Genomic DNA, 15263 nt, shown 5'->3' with positions numbered 1-15263 from the left:
GCGTTTCACCAACCAGGAGGCAGCCATGGGGAAATATTGGGCTTTGAGGTTTTGCATACTCATCATGACGGCCGCCTCGGCCTTCGCCGAAACGGAGGCCGATCCTTTCGACGCACTGTTCAAAGCCGTAGAGGCCACCGCCCGAACCGATGGGGCCGTTTTCCCCAGTCCATTGAACCACCTTCGCCAGGCCCTCCGGGAAAGCAATTACGCCCAAGCCCGCACGGCGATCAACAATATCACCCGGCTCGACCCCTCCCCCGCCATGTTGGAGGCCACCGCGGCCCTCTCCGCCGAGATCTCCAAGACCGTGACCGCCCGGCGCGACGTATGGGTGCGGGAGGCGCAGACCGCCCTGAAAAGCGCCTCCGATGCGGTCGCCGCGTCCCGCGACGCCAAGGAAAAAAACCCCGCCTCGTTCGACCTCATTCTCTCCACGCTGGGGGCCGTCCAGAATCGGGACTCATCCATTTCGGACGTCGCCCCCCTCCGCAACGAACTTAACGCCGCGATCCAATACGTGCAGCGGTGGCAGGGCTACCTGGTCGCCCTGCAAACCGGCAACAACGCGGAGGCCCGTGATATCCTGCACAGCCTGGCCGGCGGCTCTCCCAACTTCATGCCCATCCCGCGTTCCTGGCTCCTCGAACAAACCAGCTCTCCCTCTCAGCCCTCCCAACCCACCAGAGGCGCCGTATCGCCCGTATTGCCGCTCTCTTTGCCGGAGCCGAAGACCCTGGACGATCTCCCGTCCGCCATCGCGCAGCTGCGGGCGGCGAATCGATCGAGCTTCTCCCCCGCCACCGAGGAAAAACTCCAAACCCTCACCCAGCTGCTGCGTGCCTACCAATGTTATCAGCAGGGGGACTATGAGCAGGCCCTTTTGCAGCTCCGGGGTAACACCCTTTTTTCCGATCGTTCCGGCGATCCAGGCACCACGCCCGCGCTGCAACGGGAGCTCCGGCTCAAGCTGGCCGCCGCCCTGCTCGACCGGAGCGACGCCCCCGCCCCCAAGGCGGAAGAAGATGCCATGGGCTATCTCCTGCGGCTGGCGGCCGACGACCAAAAGAAGAAGGAGTGGAGCCTCCTGCGGAAAGACCTTCAGGCTTATTCCGAACTCTACCCACCCACCGGCTCCTCCTGGGTGCAGGAGGATCTGCGCGCCCTCCATTCCTTCCTGGTGGGGGAAAAGCAGGAGCAGGCCGGGGAAACCCTCGACGCGATCCGCTCCTACCGCCAGGCGCTGACTGCCTTAGGCCGGTATTTCCCCGCCGCGCCGGTCGCCGAAAAATTGACCGCCTTGGAAAAGAAGTTTCCGGACCTCTACCGGCAGGCCGTCTCCCAGCCGATTGCCGCGCTGCCCTGATCAGGAAAGCCGCAGGTCGGTCGTGTAGCGGCCGCAGCGGGCGGGCTTTCCGGCCGCCGGATGGACGCGGCCCAGGGCCTTCGGGGCCGGGACGAAGCGCTCCGCCACCCGGGCCAGGGCGGCCCGGTCGGTCTGGGGCAAGCCGTCATAGGGCTGCTCGCCGGGGCGCCAGTTCAGCAGGGAGCAGGCCGCCACCGTCCGTCCCGTCGCCGCCTCCACCCACTCGAAAAGGAGGGGCGACTGCGCCGGAAGATGGGGCTGAAGGCTGGGCAGGGAATGGAACATCCGGTAGCGGACCGCCCCCAGGAGGGCCTCCCCCTCCGGATCGGCCTGGAGGGAGACGGGGCGTCCCGCCGCCAGCAGGCGGAAGCGGCGCGCCCAGGCGGCGTCCGGCACCCGCACCTGGAGCCGGTCGGTGGAGGCGTCGACGATCCGGGAGGTCCCTCCCCCCGCGGGCTGCTCCCCCAGGACGGGCCAGGGCTCGATGGCCTGGCGGAACTCGATCGCCCGGCCCGCGTGGGCCAGCCGTCCGATGACCGGGAAGCGGAACTCGAACCACGGCGCGAAGTGCTCCCATTCCAGCGCGAAGCCCGCGCGCTGAAGGAAAGCCAGGACCTCCTGGAAATCCCGCTTGAGGAAAACGGGCAGGGCGTAGCGGTCGTGCAGGGCCTCCCCCCAGCGCTTCAGCGGCAGGCCGTAGGGCCGGGCCAGAAAGGCCGCCGCCAGCGCGCGCAGGAGGGTCACCGCGGCCCGGAGCATGGCGGGCTCCGGCGGCATCTCGAAGGCGCGGAACTCGACCAGCCCCAGGCACCCGTTCGGCGCAAAGGGGTTCCACAGCTTGTCGACGCTGATCTCCGCGCGGTGGGTGTTGCCCACCGTGTCCATGAGGAGGTTGCGCAGCATCAGGTCCAGGAGCGGCTTGTCGACCGGCGGGCGCATCGCCTCGACGCCACGCAGGGCGATCTCCAATTCATACGGCACCTCGTAGGCCGACTCATCGACGCGCGGTGCCTGGGAGGACGGCCCGGTAAAGAGGCCCGTGAAGAGGTAGGAGAGCGAAGGGTGGCGCTGGAGGAAGCGGACGAAGCTGGGCAGGAGCCGGGGGCGTTGGAAGAAGGGGCTCTCCTCCGCCTTCGGCCCGCCCAGGAGGATGTGCGCGCCGCCGCCGGTGCCGATTTTCCGGCCCGTGAACTGGTATTTCCAGGGCCGCAGGCCGCAGGCGGGCGCGGCGGCGTAGAGCGCGTCGATGAAGCGGTCGGCCTCCGCCTGGAGGGCGGCGGGCGGCAGGTTCACCTCCAGGACGCCCGGATCGGCGATGACGTTGAGCCGCACCAGCTCCTCCCCGGAAGGGGGCGCGTAGCCCTCGAGGAGCAGCTTCTCCCCGCCCGCCGCCGCGCGTACGGCGCGCAGCAGGTCGAGGTAATCCTCCAGCTTCTCCACCGGGGGCAGGAAGACGGAAAGCTCCCCATCCCGCGTCTCCACCGTCAGCGCGCGGCGCGGCGTCTCCGGCGGCAGCTCTCCCAGCGGGAGGCGCAGGCCCAGGGGGCTCTGCCCCGGCCAAAGGAGGCAGGGCCCGGGAAGCTTCCACGCGGGCGAGGTCCACGCGCCCGCGCCGCCGTCCAGCGGCAGCACCCACCCGGCGGGCTTTTTCCCCGGCGGATTCTCGAAGGCGGGCAAGGGCTTCGCCTTGAGCTTGAGGAGCGCGGGCAGCGCGCGGGCCAGCCGCGCGGCGGCCTCCGGCTTTTGCAGGCCCGCGCGGTCGAGGCGGTAGGCGATTCCCTTCCCCGGCAGCAGCGGCTTGCCGTCCTTGCGCCAATGAAGGCCAATGGCCCAGCGCGGCAGCGGCTCGCCCGGATACTGCTTGCCCATCGTGTGGGTCACCAGGCAGCCGGGGGCCAGCTTGCGCCGCAGCGCGGCGGCAAAGCGGCGGCCGTAGGCCAGCTTCTCCGGCCCCAGGGCGTCGAAGTTCCATTCCGCGTGCCGGTGGTCGGCGGCGATGAAAGTCGGCTCCCCGCCGACGGTGACGGCGACGCCGGAGCGGGCCAAGGCGGCGTCGACCGCGCGGCCCACCTGGGCGAGCGTCGTCACGCCACCTCCTTTACCTGCACCGTCACGTCCATCCCCAGGCAGCGGCCCGGCCCGTAGAAGACCCCGGCGACGGGCGCGGCGGCCGCCGGATGGCGGGCGACGGCGACGGGGACGTGGATCTCGCAGGCCAGGAGGCCTGCCGTCGGGTCATAGCCCTTCCAGCCCGCGCCGGGGAGGTAGACCTCCGCCCAGGCGTGGGTGGAGCCGTGGTCGTGGTTGGGATTGTAGACGTAGCCGCTGACGAAGCGGGCGGCCAAGCCCGCCTGGCGGCAAGCCTCCAGGAAGAGGGTGGCGTAGTCCCGGCAGGAGCCGCTGCGCTTGGCGATCGTCTCCGCCGGGGTCTGCACGCCCGGCTCTTCCCGGCGCTGATATTGGAAGTCGCGCCGCATGGCCTGGTTGAGCGCGTCGAGGAACGCGAGCGTCTCCACGGGCGGCGCGGGCGCGGCGGCGTCGAGCCAGTCGCGGACGATCTCCGCCTCGTCCGGGTAAAGGGGTTCCAGGCAGGGCTCCAGATCGGCCCGCTCGCCGGCGTCATAGGAAAAGGGAAAGGAGACGGCGTGGGGGTCGAGGAGGAAGTCGAAGGGGTTGGAGACGAGCTGGCGGACCACCACCTCGCTCTCCACCTGCAGCACCTCGGACGGGGTGGAGAAGTCGGCGATGGCCACGGAGTTTCCGTAGGCGTCGCTGCGCCAGCGCAGGGTGTGCGCGGGGCTGACCAGGAGGCGGGAGCTTTCGATCACCCGCTCATGCCCTTCCCGGGGGCGGAGCATCAGGTGATGCGGCCCGAAGGAGACGGCCTCCGCGTAGCGGTAGACGGTGTGGTGGCGGATGCGGAGGCGCATGGGATTCGTCCTAGATGAGCGCCGCCGGATCGGCGTCCTCCCCGGGGGTGCGGGCCACGGTGACCTTCACGGAGAGGACTTGCTTCCGCGCCCCCTTGAAGACGCCGCGCAGGGGCGGCACGTCGGCGTAGTCCCGGCCGATGCCGATCTGCACGTGCCGCTCGCTCTCCAGCATGTTGTTCGTCGGGTCGATGCCGACCCAGATCCCGTTCGGCGCGCAGAACTCGAGCCACGCGTGGCTGGCCGTGGCGCCGACGAGGGGGTCGTTCAACGGATCGCGGGCCTTGCTCCCCCCGTGGCGGGCCAGCAGGTCGTGCCCGGCCTGGGAGGCCTCCGCCTGGGACTCGGTCTCGATGTAGCCGCTGACGTAGCGGGCCGGGATCCCGGCCGCGCGCAGGACGGCGATGAAGAGGTGGGCGAAGTCCTGGCAGACCCCGCGCCGCTTGGCGATCACCTCCGCCACCGGCGTGCTGACGGTGGTGGCGCCGGGCTGGTATTTGAAATTGCGGTAGATGTATTCGTTGAGGGCCAGGATGGACGGGGTGAAGGAGGCCTGCGGCGGCAGGTGGACGCGGGCCATTTCCTCCACCTCCGGGGGGATCTGGACCAGCTCCGAGGGCATCAGGAAATCGTACAGCTCCCGGCGCTTGGGCAGGCAGAGGTGGGCCGCCTCGCTGACGGAGAGGTCGAGGCCGCCGATGGGATCGTGAAAGGGCCTTGTCTCCACCGTGCAGCGGGAGGTGACGGAGAGACGCTGGTGGCGGAAGGGGACGGAGAGGGACTCTCCCCAGTTGCCCCAGTAATCGACGAAGACCTCCAGCGGCACGCGGGGGACGACCTCCGTCACATGGTCGGTGATGACCTGGCGCAGGGTGTTGCGGGGCCGCACGCGCAGCTCGCTGTAGCACTCGATGGCGGGGGCCGAGTATTCGTACTGCGTCGTGTGGACGATGCGGAACTTCATTTCTGCAACCGGACCGGCGTGGCCGCCTGGTGGTTGAGGTAGTGGTCGGAGACCTGGGTCCCCAGTTCCAGCAGCCGCTCGACGACGCCGTCCATCCATTCCGGCAGGCCCTTTCCGCGCCCGCGTCCGCGCTCCTCCGCCGTCGCCGGGAAGAACCCGGCGATGTCGGCGAAGTTCAGTTCGGAAAGAAGATGGCTGCAATAGTGGAGCGGGGTGCCGGGATCGACCTTCCGCGCGCCGAAGGTGGCGCGCAGCGCCTCCTGGATCGCCTCCAGGGCGAAGACGAGGGAGCGGGGGAACTCGGCGTCCTGGACAAGGAGGCGCGCCACCTGGCGGCCGACGGGCCGCGTGTGGTAGGAGCTGCGGTAGGCGTATTGGCCGGCCAGCATGCGCAGGAGGGCGTCGAGGTTGTCGTCCTCCGCCAGCGCGGCGCGGCCCGCCGCGGCCCGCTCGTTGCTCCTTTTCAGGAAGACCTGCCGCATGGTCAGGGCGGTGAAGAGGGCGCGCTCCAGGAAGCGGCCGATCTGCCAGAAGTGCCACGCGTCGTTGTGGAGCATGTGCTTCTCCACGCTGCCGGAAAGCTCGTCCAGGCCGGTGAGGACCTCGTCCTGCAGGCTCATCGACTGGAGCCGCTCGACCAGTTCCGGGGCTTTCCCCTTTTCCGCCGCGGCGGCCAGCTTCAGGTAGAGGCCGTTGAGGACCGCCCAGACCTCCGGCGGCAGGGCTTCCCGCACCTGCTGCGCGTTCCGCCGCACGCGGCGCAGGCAGGAAAGCGCGGAGGAGGGATTGTCGCCGTCCAGAAGGATGTATTGCGCCAGCTTGACCGGCTCCTGCAGGGCCGGCTTCTTGAAGAAGCGGGAGGAGTGGCCGGTGGCGCTGGCCAAAGCGTCCCACAGCGGCTGCCAGGCGCGGGAGTCCTGGAAGGCGGCCCCTTCCAGCCGCAGCTGCTGGACGACGCGCAGGAGGCGGACGGTCCCCTCCGCGCGTTCCGCGTAGCGGCCGATCCAATAAAGGCTTTCCGCCGTGCGGCTGCCCAGAGGCAGGCGTCCGTTGTCGTGCGAGCTGGCCTCCTCCGTTTCGGCGGTGCCCTCCTCCCGGCGCGGGCCGCGCAGGATCCAGGTGTCCTTGCTCCCGCCGCCGGAGCCGGGAGAAAGGAGGAGCGATCCCTCCCGCGAGGCGTGGCGGGTGAGAACGCAGGAGGTGACGACGGGCCGGTCCTGCTGAAGGACGAAGGCCCGCAGGCCGACGTGGCGCGGCTCCAGGGAAAGGGTGGCCGGATTCCAGGTGGGGGAGGTGGAGAAGGAGACCGCCGGCTGGGCGACGTAGGCGGCGGGCTGCTCCTCGATCCGCGCCTGCAGCGCAGCACGGGCCTCCGCGTCCATTTCCCGGCCGACCCACAGCCCGCCGGGGCCGCCGGGCTCCGGCGCGTAGGCGGTCTTGACGAGGTAGTTGTCCCAGTTCTCGAAGACCTGCGCGCGGACGTCGACGTCGTGGCAGCTGTGGCTTTTGACGGAGGGCAGGAGCGGCTTGGCCCCGAGGTAGAACTCGATGGCGGCGGGCAGGTAGGACTGGAGGGCGCGGTTGTCGCCGATGTCGGCGCCCAGGGAGTTGGCGATCGTCACCGTCCCCTTCCGCACGGCGGAGACCAGGCCCGGCACGCCCAGGAAGCTGTCCGGCTCGAAGGTGATGGGGTCCATGAAGGCGCTGGACAGGCGGCGGCAGATCACCTCCACGCGCTCCAGGCCCGCGATGGTCTTTAGGTAAACGTGGTTGTCCAGGACGATGAGGTCGCCCCCCTGCACGAGGGGGATGCCCATCTGCCGCGCCAGGGAGGCATGGTCATAGTAGGCGCCGCTCTCGATGCCTGGGGAAAGGAGGACGACGCGCGCGGTGGAACGGCCCGTGGGCGTCACCGCCTGGAGGGTTTCCAAGAGCCGCGTGGGATAGTGGTGGACGGGGCGGACGGGCTGCCCCTCGATCAGGGCCGGGCAGAGCTGGACCAGCGTGCGGCGGTTCTGCAGCGCGTAGCTGGCGCCGGTGGGATTGGAGAGCTGGTCTTCCGAGGCCACCCAGCGGCCCGCCTCGTCCCGCAGGAGGTCGACGGCGGCGACGTGAAGGAAGATGTCCCGCGTCGGCTTGAGGCCCACGCACTCCCGGCAGTAGCGCGGATCGCCGTAGACCAAGTCGTAGGGGATGATGCCCGCCTTGAGGATCTCCTGCGGGCCGTAGAGGTCGCGCAGGAGGGCGTTCCACGCCTCCATCCGCTGGGAAAGGCCCGCCTCCACCTCCGTCCATTCGGCGGCGGAGAGGACGGTGGGGAAGAAGTCGAAGGGAAAGACGCGCTCTACCTGGCCATGGCCGCCTTCGGCCGCGTCGCGCGGGGCGATGGTGATCCCCTGCCCTTCCATGAACTCCCCCGCGCGGCGGACCAGCCGCTCCATTTCGGCGGCGGAGTAGCGGGAGAGAACCCCTTCGATATGGTCGTAGATGCCGCGGGTCTCCGGGCTGCCGGTGCGCCATTCGTCGCGGGAGGCCTCCCTCGGCTTGTAGTTCGAGAGCAGATCGGAAGGGGACATCCGGGAAGAGTTAGCGGAAGCGTCCGCCATTGTACAGCAGGACTAGGGCTGAAGCGGCCCCTGGTCCGGGGCCAGAGTCACCTTGTCCTCCGGCACGAAGCCGGTGGAACCGTCGACCAATTGGACGAGGACTGAGTCCCCGCCGTGGCCGATGACGCGCAGGCGCGTCCCGGCGGGCAGGTAGCGGTCCGGCACCATCTGCTCCGGGCCGGTGGTGCTGAAGGAGGCCTTGTCCTTCGTCATGCCGGTGAAGGCGGCGTCGTTTCCGGAAATGCTGGCGCATCCGGAAAGGAGCGCCGCCCCCAGGCAGAAGGAGAGCCAGGCCCCTCTCATTTAGGCGGCGGCCAGGAACTCCCGCGGATCGGTGATCCGGCCCGTCAGGGCGGAGGCCGCCACCGTGTAGGGGGAGGCCAGGAAGACCTGGGAATCCTTGTGCCCCATGCGGCCGGGGAAATTCCGGTTGGTGGCGGAGATGCACTTGATCGGCTTGTTCAGGCGGCCGAAGGTGTCGACCGGCCCGCCCAGGCAGGCGGCGCAGGAGGCGTTCTCCGTCATCTGCACGCCGGCGCCTTCCAGAATGTCCCAGACGCTGCGGCCGTCCCACTGGGTGGTCTGCAGCTCCTCGACGACCTGCGGGGTGGCGGGCACGCCGAAGGTGTCGATCTTCACGCGGCGGCCCTTGATCACCTCGGCAAAGGCGAGGAAGTCGGAGGTCTTGCCGCCGGTGCAGGAGCCGACGTAGGCGCGGTCCAGCTCCACCTTGCCCAGCTCCTTGGCCAGGGCGCGGTTGCCCGGGTTGGGATGCATGGCCACGGTGGGCTCCAGCTGGGAAAGGTCGATCCGCGTGTCGTAGACGAACGTCTGGTCGGCGTCGGGCTCGACGGGGTCGTATTCCGAGCGGGTGCCGTTCTTTTGGATGCGCGCCTCGACGTAGTCGAAGGTTTTTTGGTCGGCCGGGAAGATGCCGTTCTTGGCACCGGCCTCGATGGCCATGTTGGCGATGGTCATCCGGTCGTCCATGGAAAGGGAGTCGACGCCCGGCCCCTCATACTGCATGGCGCGGTAGGTGGCGCCGTCAAAGCCGATCTGGCCGATGATGTGGAGGATGACGTCCTTCGCCATCACGCCGGGGCGCATCGCCCCTTCCAGGAAGAAGCGCATCGTCTCCGGGACCTTCACCAGCAGCTTGCCGGTGCCCAGGACGAAGCCCGCGTCCGTGTTGCCGATGCCGGTGGCGAACATGTTGAACGCCCCGCCCATGCAGGTGTGGCTATCCGTGCCGAAGAGGATCTCCCCGGGACGGACGTGCCCCTTTTCCGGCATGGCGGTGTGGCAGACGCCCGCGAAGCCCTTGCCGTATTGGCGCTTGAGCTGGCCCTGCGCGGCGTCGAAGTGCCAGTGGCCCTCCGGGTCGTCGATCACGTCGTAGAAGTAGGGCAGGCCCTGCTCGCGGACGAAATCGCGCAGGATGTCGACGTTGCGGTTCGACATCGAGTCGGCGGTGAAAATGTAGTGGTCGGGGATGATGACCACGCGCTTCGGGTCCCAGACCTTGGCCTGGGCGCCGAACTCGCGCTTGAAGACGCCGATGGTCCCCGGACCGCAAACGTCGTGGGTCAGGAGGGTGTCCACCTTCACCCAGAGGTTGTCCCCGGGCGCGGCGGAAGCCTTTCCGGCCGCCCGAGCCAGGATTTTCTCGGTAAGCGTCATAAGGAAAAACAACCTTATCCCCCTTCCCCATAAGAGACAATGGAAAAGCCCCCCTTTCCCTCCCCGCTTGACTTGTTTCCTATTTGTATTACTTTTGTACAACAAATAGGAGGCTCCTCTCCTCAACCCCACAAACACCATGAAAAAGGCCTTCACTCTCGCCCTTTGCGCCGCCCTGCTTGGGGTCGCCTCCGCCCCGCGAGCCGAAGCGACCTTCACCGCCGTCACCAACGCCTTCTCCGGAACGAACCCCGGCGGCACCTCCCTGACGGCCTCCAGCCTCCTCCTCTTCGGCGACACGACAAACGGGGTGATCGGGCCGAACTGGAACGCCACCGTCACCCTTTCCGCCGGGGCGGTCTACAGCGAGACGCTCACCATCAACTCCTCCTCCAATCCCGGCTCCTTCATCCTGGCGGGGGGAGGCGTCCTGGCCATCGGCAACTCCTTCAGCGCCACCAAAACCTTCACCGGCAACAGCTTTGACGCCAGCTCCACCTATGCCCTGACGATCACGGCCGCCAGCGCCGCCGCCGTCAGCCTGTTCAGCAACCTGAGCTTCACCCTGACCCAGGGCGGCGTCACGCTGGCCGATACCAGCACGGGTGTGGGCATCCTGGGCGGGGCGCTCAATCTGCTGAACCTTTTCGGCGGGACCGCCACGGGCACCTTCCAATTCACCACGCCCACCACCCTTAACACCACCTCCCCGTTCGTCCTCACGCTCACCGGCAGCACCGCGGCGGGCCTGCTGGGCAACTCCACCTCGTTCACCAGCCTGAGCATCAACAGCGTCTCCGCCGTGCCGGAGCCGCGCACCAGCGCGATGCTGGGGGCGGGATTGCTATGGGCGCTCCTGCGTGGGCGCTCCCTGGTCAGGAAATACCGGGGCCTGGACTCCGCGTCCTAGCGGTCCTGGATAAGGCCCGCGTTCTCCCCGGGCGCGGACTCCGCCGCCGCGCGGCGGAAGGCGATCCCCTCGAAAAGGCGCGGCGGCTGGGCCTGGCCGGAAGAGGCCTCCCGAAGGATGGCCCCCCAGGTTTCCTCCCGGCTGCGGAAATGGCGGCTCTCCCGCTGCGCCTGACTCTCCTCGCTATGCAGCAGGGTCACCCCCTCCAGCGCGAGCGAGTAATGGAGCCGGTCGCGGGCGGGCATCCCGGCCCGCCGCAACTCCCCTTCAAAGCGGGTGTTGGTCCAGCCCAGCGGCCCGAGGATGTCGGCCGTCTTGCGGGCGAAAAGGGATTCCCGCCGCCGCATCTCGGCGGGGATGGCCGGTTGCCCCTCATGCAGGCGCCCGTGCAGAGCGATCCACTCCTTCAGAAAAGCGGCGTCGATCGTCCGGGCGCGCCCCGCCAGGCTTTCCAGGCCTTGCAGAGACGCCTCTTCCCCGGCGGACCGGGGCGCGATGAAATCGGCCTCGAAACGGCGCATCACCGCCTTGTCCGCGCCCGCCCGCTGAAGGGCCACGCCCATATCCAGGTAGGAGACGCCCAGCACCTTTTTGAGATCGTGCGTCCGCTGGACGCCCAGGGCCGCCTTGGTTTCCGCGCGCAGGACCTCATGCTCCACCGCGCCCTGAGGGGCCGGGGTCTCCCCGCAAAGGGAGATATAGGCGGCGGCCCATTTCTGGAGAGGCGGCGGGTTCATTTCGGGGCGCAGAACAGCAGGTACCCTGCCAGTTAGGCTTTCCGGGGCGCGTAATGGGCCACCTCGACCTTTTCCAGGGTGATGAGGCCGCCCCCATGGGTCATTTCCTTAAGCTGCGGCAGGAACGCCTCGACCTTCTCCCGGCTGTCGACGATCTCGATGACCAAGGGCAGGTCGAGGGAGAGGCGCAGGATTTTGGCCGTGTGGATACGGCTGCTGGCGCCGTAGCCCATCTGCCCCCGCAGCACCGTGGCGCCGCCCAGCTCGGCCGCGCGGGCCTTTTGAACGATCGCCTCGTAAAGGGGAAGGTTTTCCCAACGGTCGGACTCGCCGATGAAGACCCGCAGGAGGGTGGCGCTGGAGGGGATTTGCATAAGGGTTATTTTTGCAGAAAGAGGCCGGCGACATGGCCGCCCCAGACCGCCAGAAGGCACAGGAAGACAGAGAGCAGGACGTTAAGCCCCGCATACAGCCACTCGCCGTCCTGGGCCAGGTTCAGGGTTTGCAGGCTGAAGGAGGAAAAGGTGGTGTAGCCGCCGCAAATTCCGACCATCACGAAAGCCCGGACGGCCGGCGGGACCAGAAGGGGCCCCGTTCCGCTGGTCAGGGAGGCGAAAAGGCCGATGACGAACGATCCCGTCACGTTAATGATCAGGGTGCCCATCGGGAAAACCGGAAAACGCTGCGCGACGAAACCCCCCAGCCAAAAACGGCAGACGGTGCCCAAAGCGCCTCCACAGGCGATCCAGAGATAGGTGGCAAATGGTGCGGTCATTTCAAAAAAAAGGCGCGCCTGGATTAAAGCCCAGGCGCGCCATTCTACGCTTCTAAAGGCTTAGAAGTAGAACTTGATACCGGCCGTGACGATGTGCTGGCCGTACCAGTTCGGGAAGGCGGTGTTGACGGGGACGCCGCCGGCATACTGGGAGCCGAAGGTCGGGTTGAGCAGGCTCAGATACTTGTAGCCGATGTCGATCGACCAGTTCTTGTTGATGAAGGTTTCCAGACCGGCCAGGCCCTGAAGGGCGAAGGCGAAGTCGTTGGAGGAACCGGCCAGGGCGGTGGAAGCGCCACCGGCTGCCACGTGGCCGCCATCGGCGGTCAGGTAGGCGGCGCCGACGCCCACGCCCACGTAGGGGCGGAAGCGGCCGAGCTGGAACTTGACCGTCGGGTCGACGGAGACGACGTAAATGTCCTGATTGGTCATGAACTCGGCGGGGCCGCCGGCAACGCCGCCGCTGGCCTTGAACTGGGAACCGGCCTGGTAGCCGGTCCAGAAGCCTTCGAGGTCGAGGGAGGGCAGGACGGGAACGTCGGCCAGGTGCCAGCCGGGATTCCACACGTAGCCGACCTTGGCGCCCGCGACGCCGTTGATGCGGTCATCGGTGTGCAGGTTGGCGGTACCGGCCGGAGTGCCGGCGCGGAAGGTGCCCGTCTGGAAGGGCGTGGCGCCGCCGAAAACTTCAACGTTCCAGCCGGTGGCGTACTCTTCGAACTTCTCACCGGCGGTGAGGTTCTTCGTGTCCTTGGAATCGTACACTTTGCTATCCCCGGCCGTGGCGACCTGGGCGACTACGACGGCGATTAAGGCAGCCATCAGGGCCTGGATGTATTGCTTCATTAATTCCCTTATTTTGTTAATTAAGATTGGTGAAATTAAGTTCACCAACTGGGGAAATAAAGCGGTACATTTCCCTTCTTGCAAGCAAAAGTACCCATTTTTTCCCTGCCTAACTCCTTGGCCCAGTTTAAGCAGGGACTGTTTTTCCTAAGCCGCCCGTTCTTCTGATATAAACGGGAAAACCAGCTGCGGGACCGGCGGACACAAGTTACTGACGCCGACGCCCAAAAGCCGCAGCGGGCGATTGACCAGGCAGTGCTTGGCCAGGATAAGGCAGGAAAGGCGGTAGATTTCCGGGGCGGCGCGCACGGGCAGCGGCACGCTCCACTGCCGGGTCAGCGTGGTGAAATCCCCGTAGCGCACCTTCACCTGCACCGTCTGCGCGGCCAGCCCCTCCTTCTCCAGCTTGGCGGCAATGTCGGCGGCATGCTCCCGGAGGGCGGCGCGGAGCAGGGGGCGGTCGGCGCTGTCCCGCTCGAAGGTCGTCTCGCTGCTGATGCTCTTGGTGAAGCTGTCACGGTCCAGCGGGCGGCCGTCCTCCCCCCGGGCAAAGGCGGCCAACGTCCCGGCGAAAGAGCCGACCAGCGCCCGCAGGTCTCCCGCATAGTCCTGGAGATGGCCGACGGTCGGCAAACCCTGCTCCACCAACAGCCGCGCCGTCACCGGCCCCACCCCGTGCAGGGCGGAGACGGGGAAGGAGCGCAAAAAAAGGGCCTTGTCCCGCTCCGGGATAAGGAGGAGGCCGTCCGGCTTGCCGGAATCGCTGGCCAGCTTGGCCACCAGCTTATTTCCGCCGATGCCGATGCTGGCGGCCAGGCCGCGCTCCCGACGGATCGTCTCCTTCAGCGCGCGGGCCAGCGGCACCGCCGCCTGGAGCGCGGCATCGGCCTGCAGGCCGGGAAAGCGGGAGGAGAAGTCCAGGTAGGCCTCGTCGACGGAGACCTGCTCGATCTCCGCCCCTTCCGCCGCGATGAGGGCCATGATCCGGCGGGACTCCTCCCGATACGCCTCCATTCGCGGACGGACGAAGACCCCCTCCGGGCAAAGCCGCCCCGCGGTGCGGGAGGGCATCGCCGAGCGGACGCCGAAGCGGCGCGCCTCGTAGCTGGCGGCGCAGACCACGCCGCGCCGGTCCGGCGGCGCGCCGACAATGACGGGCCGCCCTTTCAGCTCCGGCCGGTCCCGCTGCTCCACCGACGCGTAGAACGCGTCCATGTCCAGGTGGAAAATGACGCGGGCCATGCCCCTTTATACCCCCTCGGCCCGCGCCGGGCAAAACCCCGCTCATCCTCCGCCCTGACCGCGGGCAGCAATTATCGGCGCGCCGGGGACAATCCCGCGTTAGCGCCCGGGCGGTTCCTTCCCTTTACTCCTCTCCCTTGAGCTTAAAGAGCCTTCTTTCCGCCGCCGGCCTCCTCCTGGTCGCCGGCGTCCTGCTTTGGCAGGCCTGCACCCAGGGCGGCGCGCCCGACCCCGCCCGGCCCGGCCTGGGCTCCGCCGCCGTCCTCTTCAACATCGCCGTTCTCGTCTTCCGGGAAGGGCTGGAATGCGTGCTGGTCCTGGCCGCCCTCACCTCCGGCATGACCGGCCCCCGGGCCGCCGACAAACAGCCGGTGTTCTGGGGCGTCGGCGCGGGGCTGCTGGCCACCCTGCTGACCTGGATCGTGGCGGCGCGGATCGTCACCAGCCTGGGTGACAGCGTCCCCGCCCTCGACCTCCAGGCCGCCACGGGCCTGGTGGCCATCGCCGTCCTGATGGTCATCATGAACTGGTTCTTCCACAAGATCTACTGGGGCGGCTGGATCGCCCTCCACCACAAGGAACGGCGCCGCCTGGCCGCGGAGGAAAGCGGCGCGCGGCTCCTCCTGGGCCTGGGGCTGCTCGGCTTCACCTCCCTCTACCGGGAGGGGTTTGAGATCGTCCTCTTCCTCCAGGGCTACTACCTGCAGCTTGGCGGCCGGGTGGTGGCGGCCGGCGCGGCCATCGGGCTGCTGCTGACCGGCATCGTCGCCGTCCTCACCTTCCTGGCCCATCGCCGCCTGCCCTACCGGCGGATGCTCGTCGTCACCGGCCTCCTCCTGGGGCTGGTCTTCCTGGTCATGGTCGGCGAGCAGGCGCAGGAAATGCAGCTGGCGGGCTGGATCCCCACGACGAAGATCCCGTGGCTGGAAGGATGGCTCCCCGATTGGGCCGGGCTTTGGTTTTCCCTCTTCCCCACGGCGGAAAGCCTGGCGGCGCAGGCCGTGGCGGCCGGCGTGGTGATCGGCTCCTACTTCCTCTCCCGCTGGATGGCGCGGAGAGAAGCCGCCCAGGGCGCATCTCCATTCAGAAATGGGGAGCGCCGGGGGGCCTGAAGCGAATGCCTGCGCGTTAGCGCACCCCTTTCAAGGGGCGACTCAGACTCACTAGCGGGGCCCGGGGGCAATTAGAAATAGGTGAAGGGACGCGC

Annotated in this window: 14 protein-coding genes; 3 read left to right on the top strand and 11 right to left on the bottom strand. The window is 68.2% G+C overall.

Annotated features, from left to right (window positions below):
- The first annotated feature begins 64 nt into the window (after positions 1–64).
- Positions 65–1366 carry a hypothetical protein gene (locus PW734_08995; GenBank protein MDE1171325.1) on the top strand — a complete coding sequence of 434 codons (1302 nt, stop codon included), beginning with the start codon at positions 65–67 and terminating at the stop codon, positions 1364–1366.
- Here PW734_08995 and PW734_08990 read toward each other — a convergent pair whose 3' ends face one another.
- From PW734_08990 to PW734_08965, 6 genes are read right to left on the bottom strand one after another with little or no spacing between them, the layout of a single operon-like run.
- On the bottom strand, positions 1367–3454 hold the full coding sequence (locus tag PW734_08990) for a transglutaminase family protein (GenBank protein ID MDE1171324.1): 2088 nt from the start codon (positions 3452–3454) through the stop codon (positions 1367–1369).
- Positions 3451–4296, bottom strand: a complete 846-nt coding sequence (locus PW734_08985) for a transglutaminase family protein (GenBank protein ID MDE1171323.1) — start codon at positions 4294–4296, stop codon at positions 3451–3453. Before PW734_08985 ends, PW734_08990 begins: the two co-directional genes overlap by 4 nt.
- A gap of 10 nt (positions 4297–4306) precedes the next feature.
- Entirely contained in the window at positions 4307–5260 is a 954-nt protein-coding gene (locus PW734_08980; GenBank protein ID MDE1171322.1) for a transglutaminase family protein, read from the bottom strand.
- Positions 5257–7836 carry a circularly permuted type 2 ATP-grasp protein gene (locus tag PW734_08975; protein MDE1171321.1) on the bottom strand — a complete coding sequence of 860 codons (2580 nt, stop codon included), beginning with the start codon at positions 7834–7836 and terminating at the stop codon, positions 5257–5259. The genes PW734_08980 and PW734_08975 overlap by 4 nt, the downstream gene beginning before the upstream one ends.
- A gap of 42 nt (positions 7837–7878) precedes the next feature.
- Entirely contained in the window at positions 7879–8169 is a 291-nt protein-coding gene (locus PW734_08970) for a hypothetical protein (protein MDE1171320.1), read from the bottom strand.
- Positions 8170–9546: an aconitase family protein gene (locus PW734_08965; GenBank protein MDE1171319.1), complete on the bottom strand. Its 1377-nt coding sequence runs from the start codon at positions 9544–9546 to the stop codon at positions 8170–8172.
- 139 nt (positions 9547–9685) lie between these two features.
- Here PW734_08965 and PW734_08960 point away from each other — a divergent pair, with 139 nt between their 5' ends.
- Complete coding sequence (locus PW734_08960; protein ID MDE1171318.1) at positions 9686–10456, top strand: PEP-CTERM sorting domain-containing protein; 771 nt, start codon at positions 9686–9688, stop codon at positions 10454–10456.
- On the opposite strand, the gene PW734_08955 is transcribed toward PW734_08960, so the two are convergent.
- The 5 genes from PW734_08955 to dinB form a co-directional block, all read right to left on the bottom strand.
- Positions 10453–11193, bottom strand: coding sequence for a hypothetical protein (locus tag PW734_08955; GenBank protein ID MDE1171317.1), 741 nt, complete (start codon positions 11191–11193; stop codon positions 10453–10455). The genes PW734_08960 and PW734_08955 overlap by 4 nt on opposite strands.
- A 32-nt stretch (positions 11194–11225) precedes the next feature.
- On the bottom strand, positions 11226–11567 hold the full coding sequence (locus tag PW734_08950) for a DUF190 domain-containing protein (GenBank protein MDE1171316.1): 342 nt from the start codon (positions 11565–11567) through the stop codon (positions 11226–11228).
- 5 nt (positions 11568–11572) lie between these two features.
- Positions 11573–11968, bottom strand: a complete 396-nt coding sequence (gene crcB / locus PW734_08945; protein MDE1171315.1) for a fluoride efflux transporter CrcB — start codon at positions 11966–11968, stop codon at positions 11573–11575.
- Between the two features lie 60 nt (positions 11969–12028).
- The gene (locus PW734_08940) at positions 12029–12790 is read right to left on the bottom strand and encodes an outer membrane beta-barrel protein (GenBank protein ID MDE1171314.1); all 762 of its coding nucleotides are present in this window, start codon (positions 12788–12790) and stop codon (positions 12029–12031) included.
- A 171-nt stretch (positions 12791–12961) separates the two neighbouring features.
- Entirely contained in the window at positions 12962–14056 is a 1095-nt protein-coding gene (gene dinB, locus PW734_08935; protein ID MDE1171313.1) for a DNA polymerase IV, read from the bottom strand.
- Positions 14057–14193: 137 nt separating this feature from the next.
- Here dinB and PW734_08930 point away from each other — a divergent pair, with 137 nt between their 5' ends.
- Positions 14194–15168 carry a hypothetical protein gene (locus PW734_08930; GenBank protein MDE1171312.1) on the top strand — a complete coding sequence of 325 codons (975 nt, stop codon included), beginning with the start codon at positions 14194–14196 and terminating at the stop codon, positions 15166–15168.
- Positions 15169–15263 lie beyond the last annotated feature (95 nt).

This window comes from Verrucomicrobium sp. (genome assembly GCA_028283855.1).
Lineage (GTDB): Bacteria > Verrucomicrobiota > Verrucomicrobiia > Methylacidiphilales > GAS474 > GAS474.
This window is presented reverse-complemented; position numbering and strand designations above follow the sequence as displayed.

Bases quoted from the DNA above. Each gene is read 5' to 3' on its own strand.
- dinB (MDE1171313.1), bottom strand. From the start codon at position 14,056: ATGGCCCGCGTCATTTTCCACCTGGACATGGACGCGTTCTACGCGTCG.
- PW734_08980 (MDE1171322.1), bottom strand. From the start codon at position 5,260: ATGAAGTTCCGCATCGTCCACACGACGCAGTACGAATACTCGGCCCCC.
- PW734_08960 (MDE1171318.1), top strand. From the start codon at position 9,686: ATGAAAAAGGCCTTCACTCTCGCCCTTTGCGCCGCCCTGCTTGGGGTC.
- PW734_08940 (MDE1171314.1), bottom strand. From the start codon at position 12,790: ATGGCTGCCTTAATCGCCGTCGTAGTCGCCCAGGTCGCCACGGCCGGG.
- PW734_08985 (MDE1171323.1), bottom strand. From the start codon at position 4,296: ATGCGCCTCCGCATCCGCCACCACACCGTCTACCGCTACGCGGAGGCC.
- crcB (MDE1171315.1), bottom strand. From the start codon at position 11,968: ATGACCGCACCATTTGCCACCTATCTCTGGATCGCCTGTGGAGGCGCT.
- PW734_08995 (MDE1171325.1), top strand. From the start codon at position 65: ATGACGGCCGCCTCGGCCTTCGCCGAAACGGAGGCCGATCCTTTCGAC.
- PW734_08955 (MDE1171317.1), bottom strand. From the start codon at position 11,193: ATGAACCCGCCGCCTCTCCAGAAATGGGCCGCCGCCTATATCTCCCTT.
- PW734_08950 (MDE1171316.1), bottom strand. From the start codon at position 11,567: ATGCAAATCCCCTCCAGCGCCACCCTCCTGCGGGTCTTCATCGGCGAG.
- PW734_08975 (MDE1171321.1), bottom strand. From the start codon at position 7,836: ATGTCCCCTTCCGATCTGCTCTCGAACTACAAGCCGAGGGAGGCCTCC.
- PW734_08970 (MDE1171320.1), bottom strand. From the start codon at position 8,169: ATGAGAGGGGCCTGGCTCTCCTTCTGCCTGGGGGCGGCGCTCCTTTCC.
- PW734_08965 (MDE1171319.1), bottom strand. From the start codon at position 9,546: ATGACGCTTACCGAGAAAATCCTGGCTCGGGCGGCCGGAAAGGCTTCC.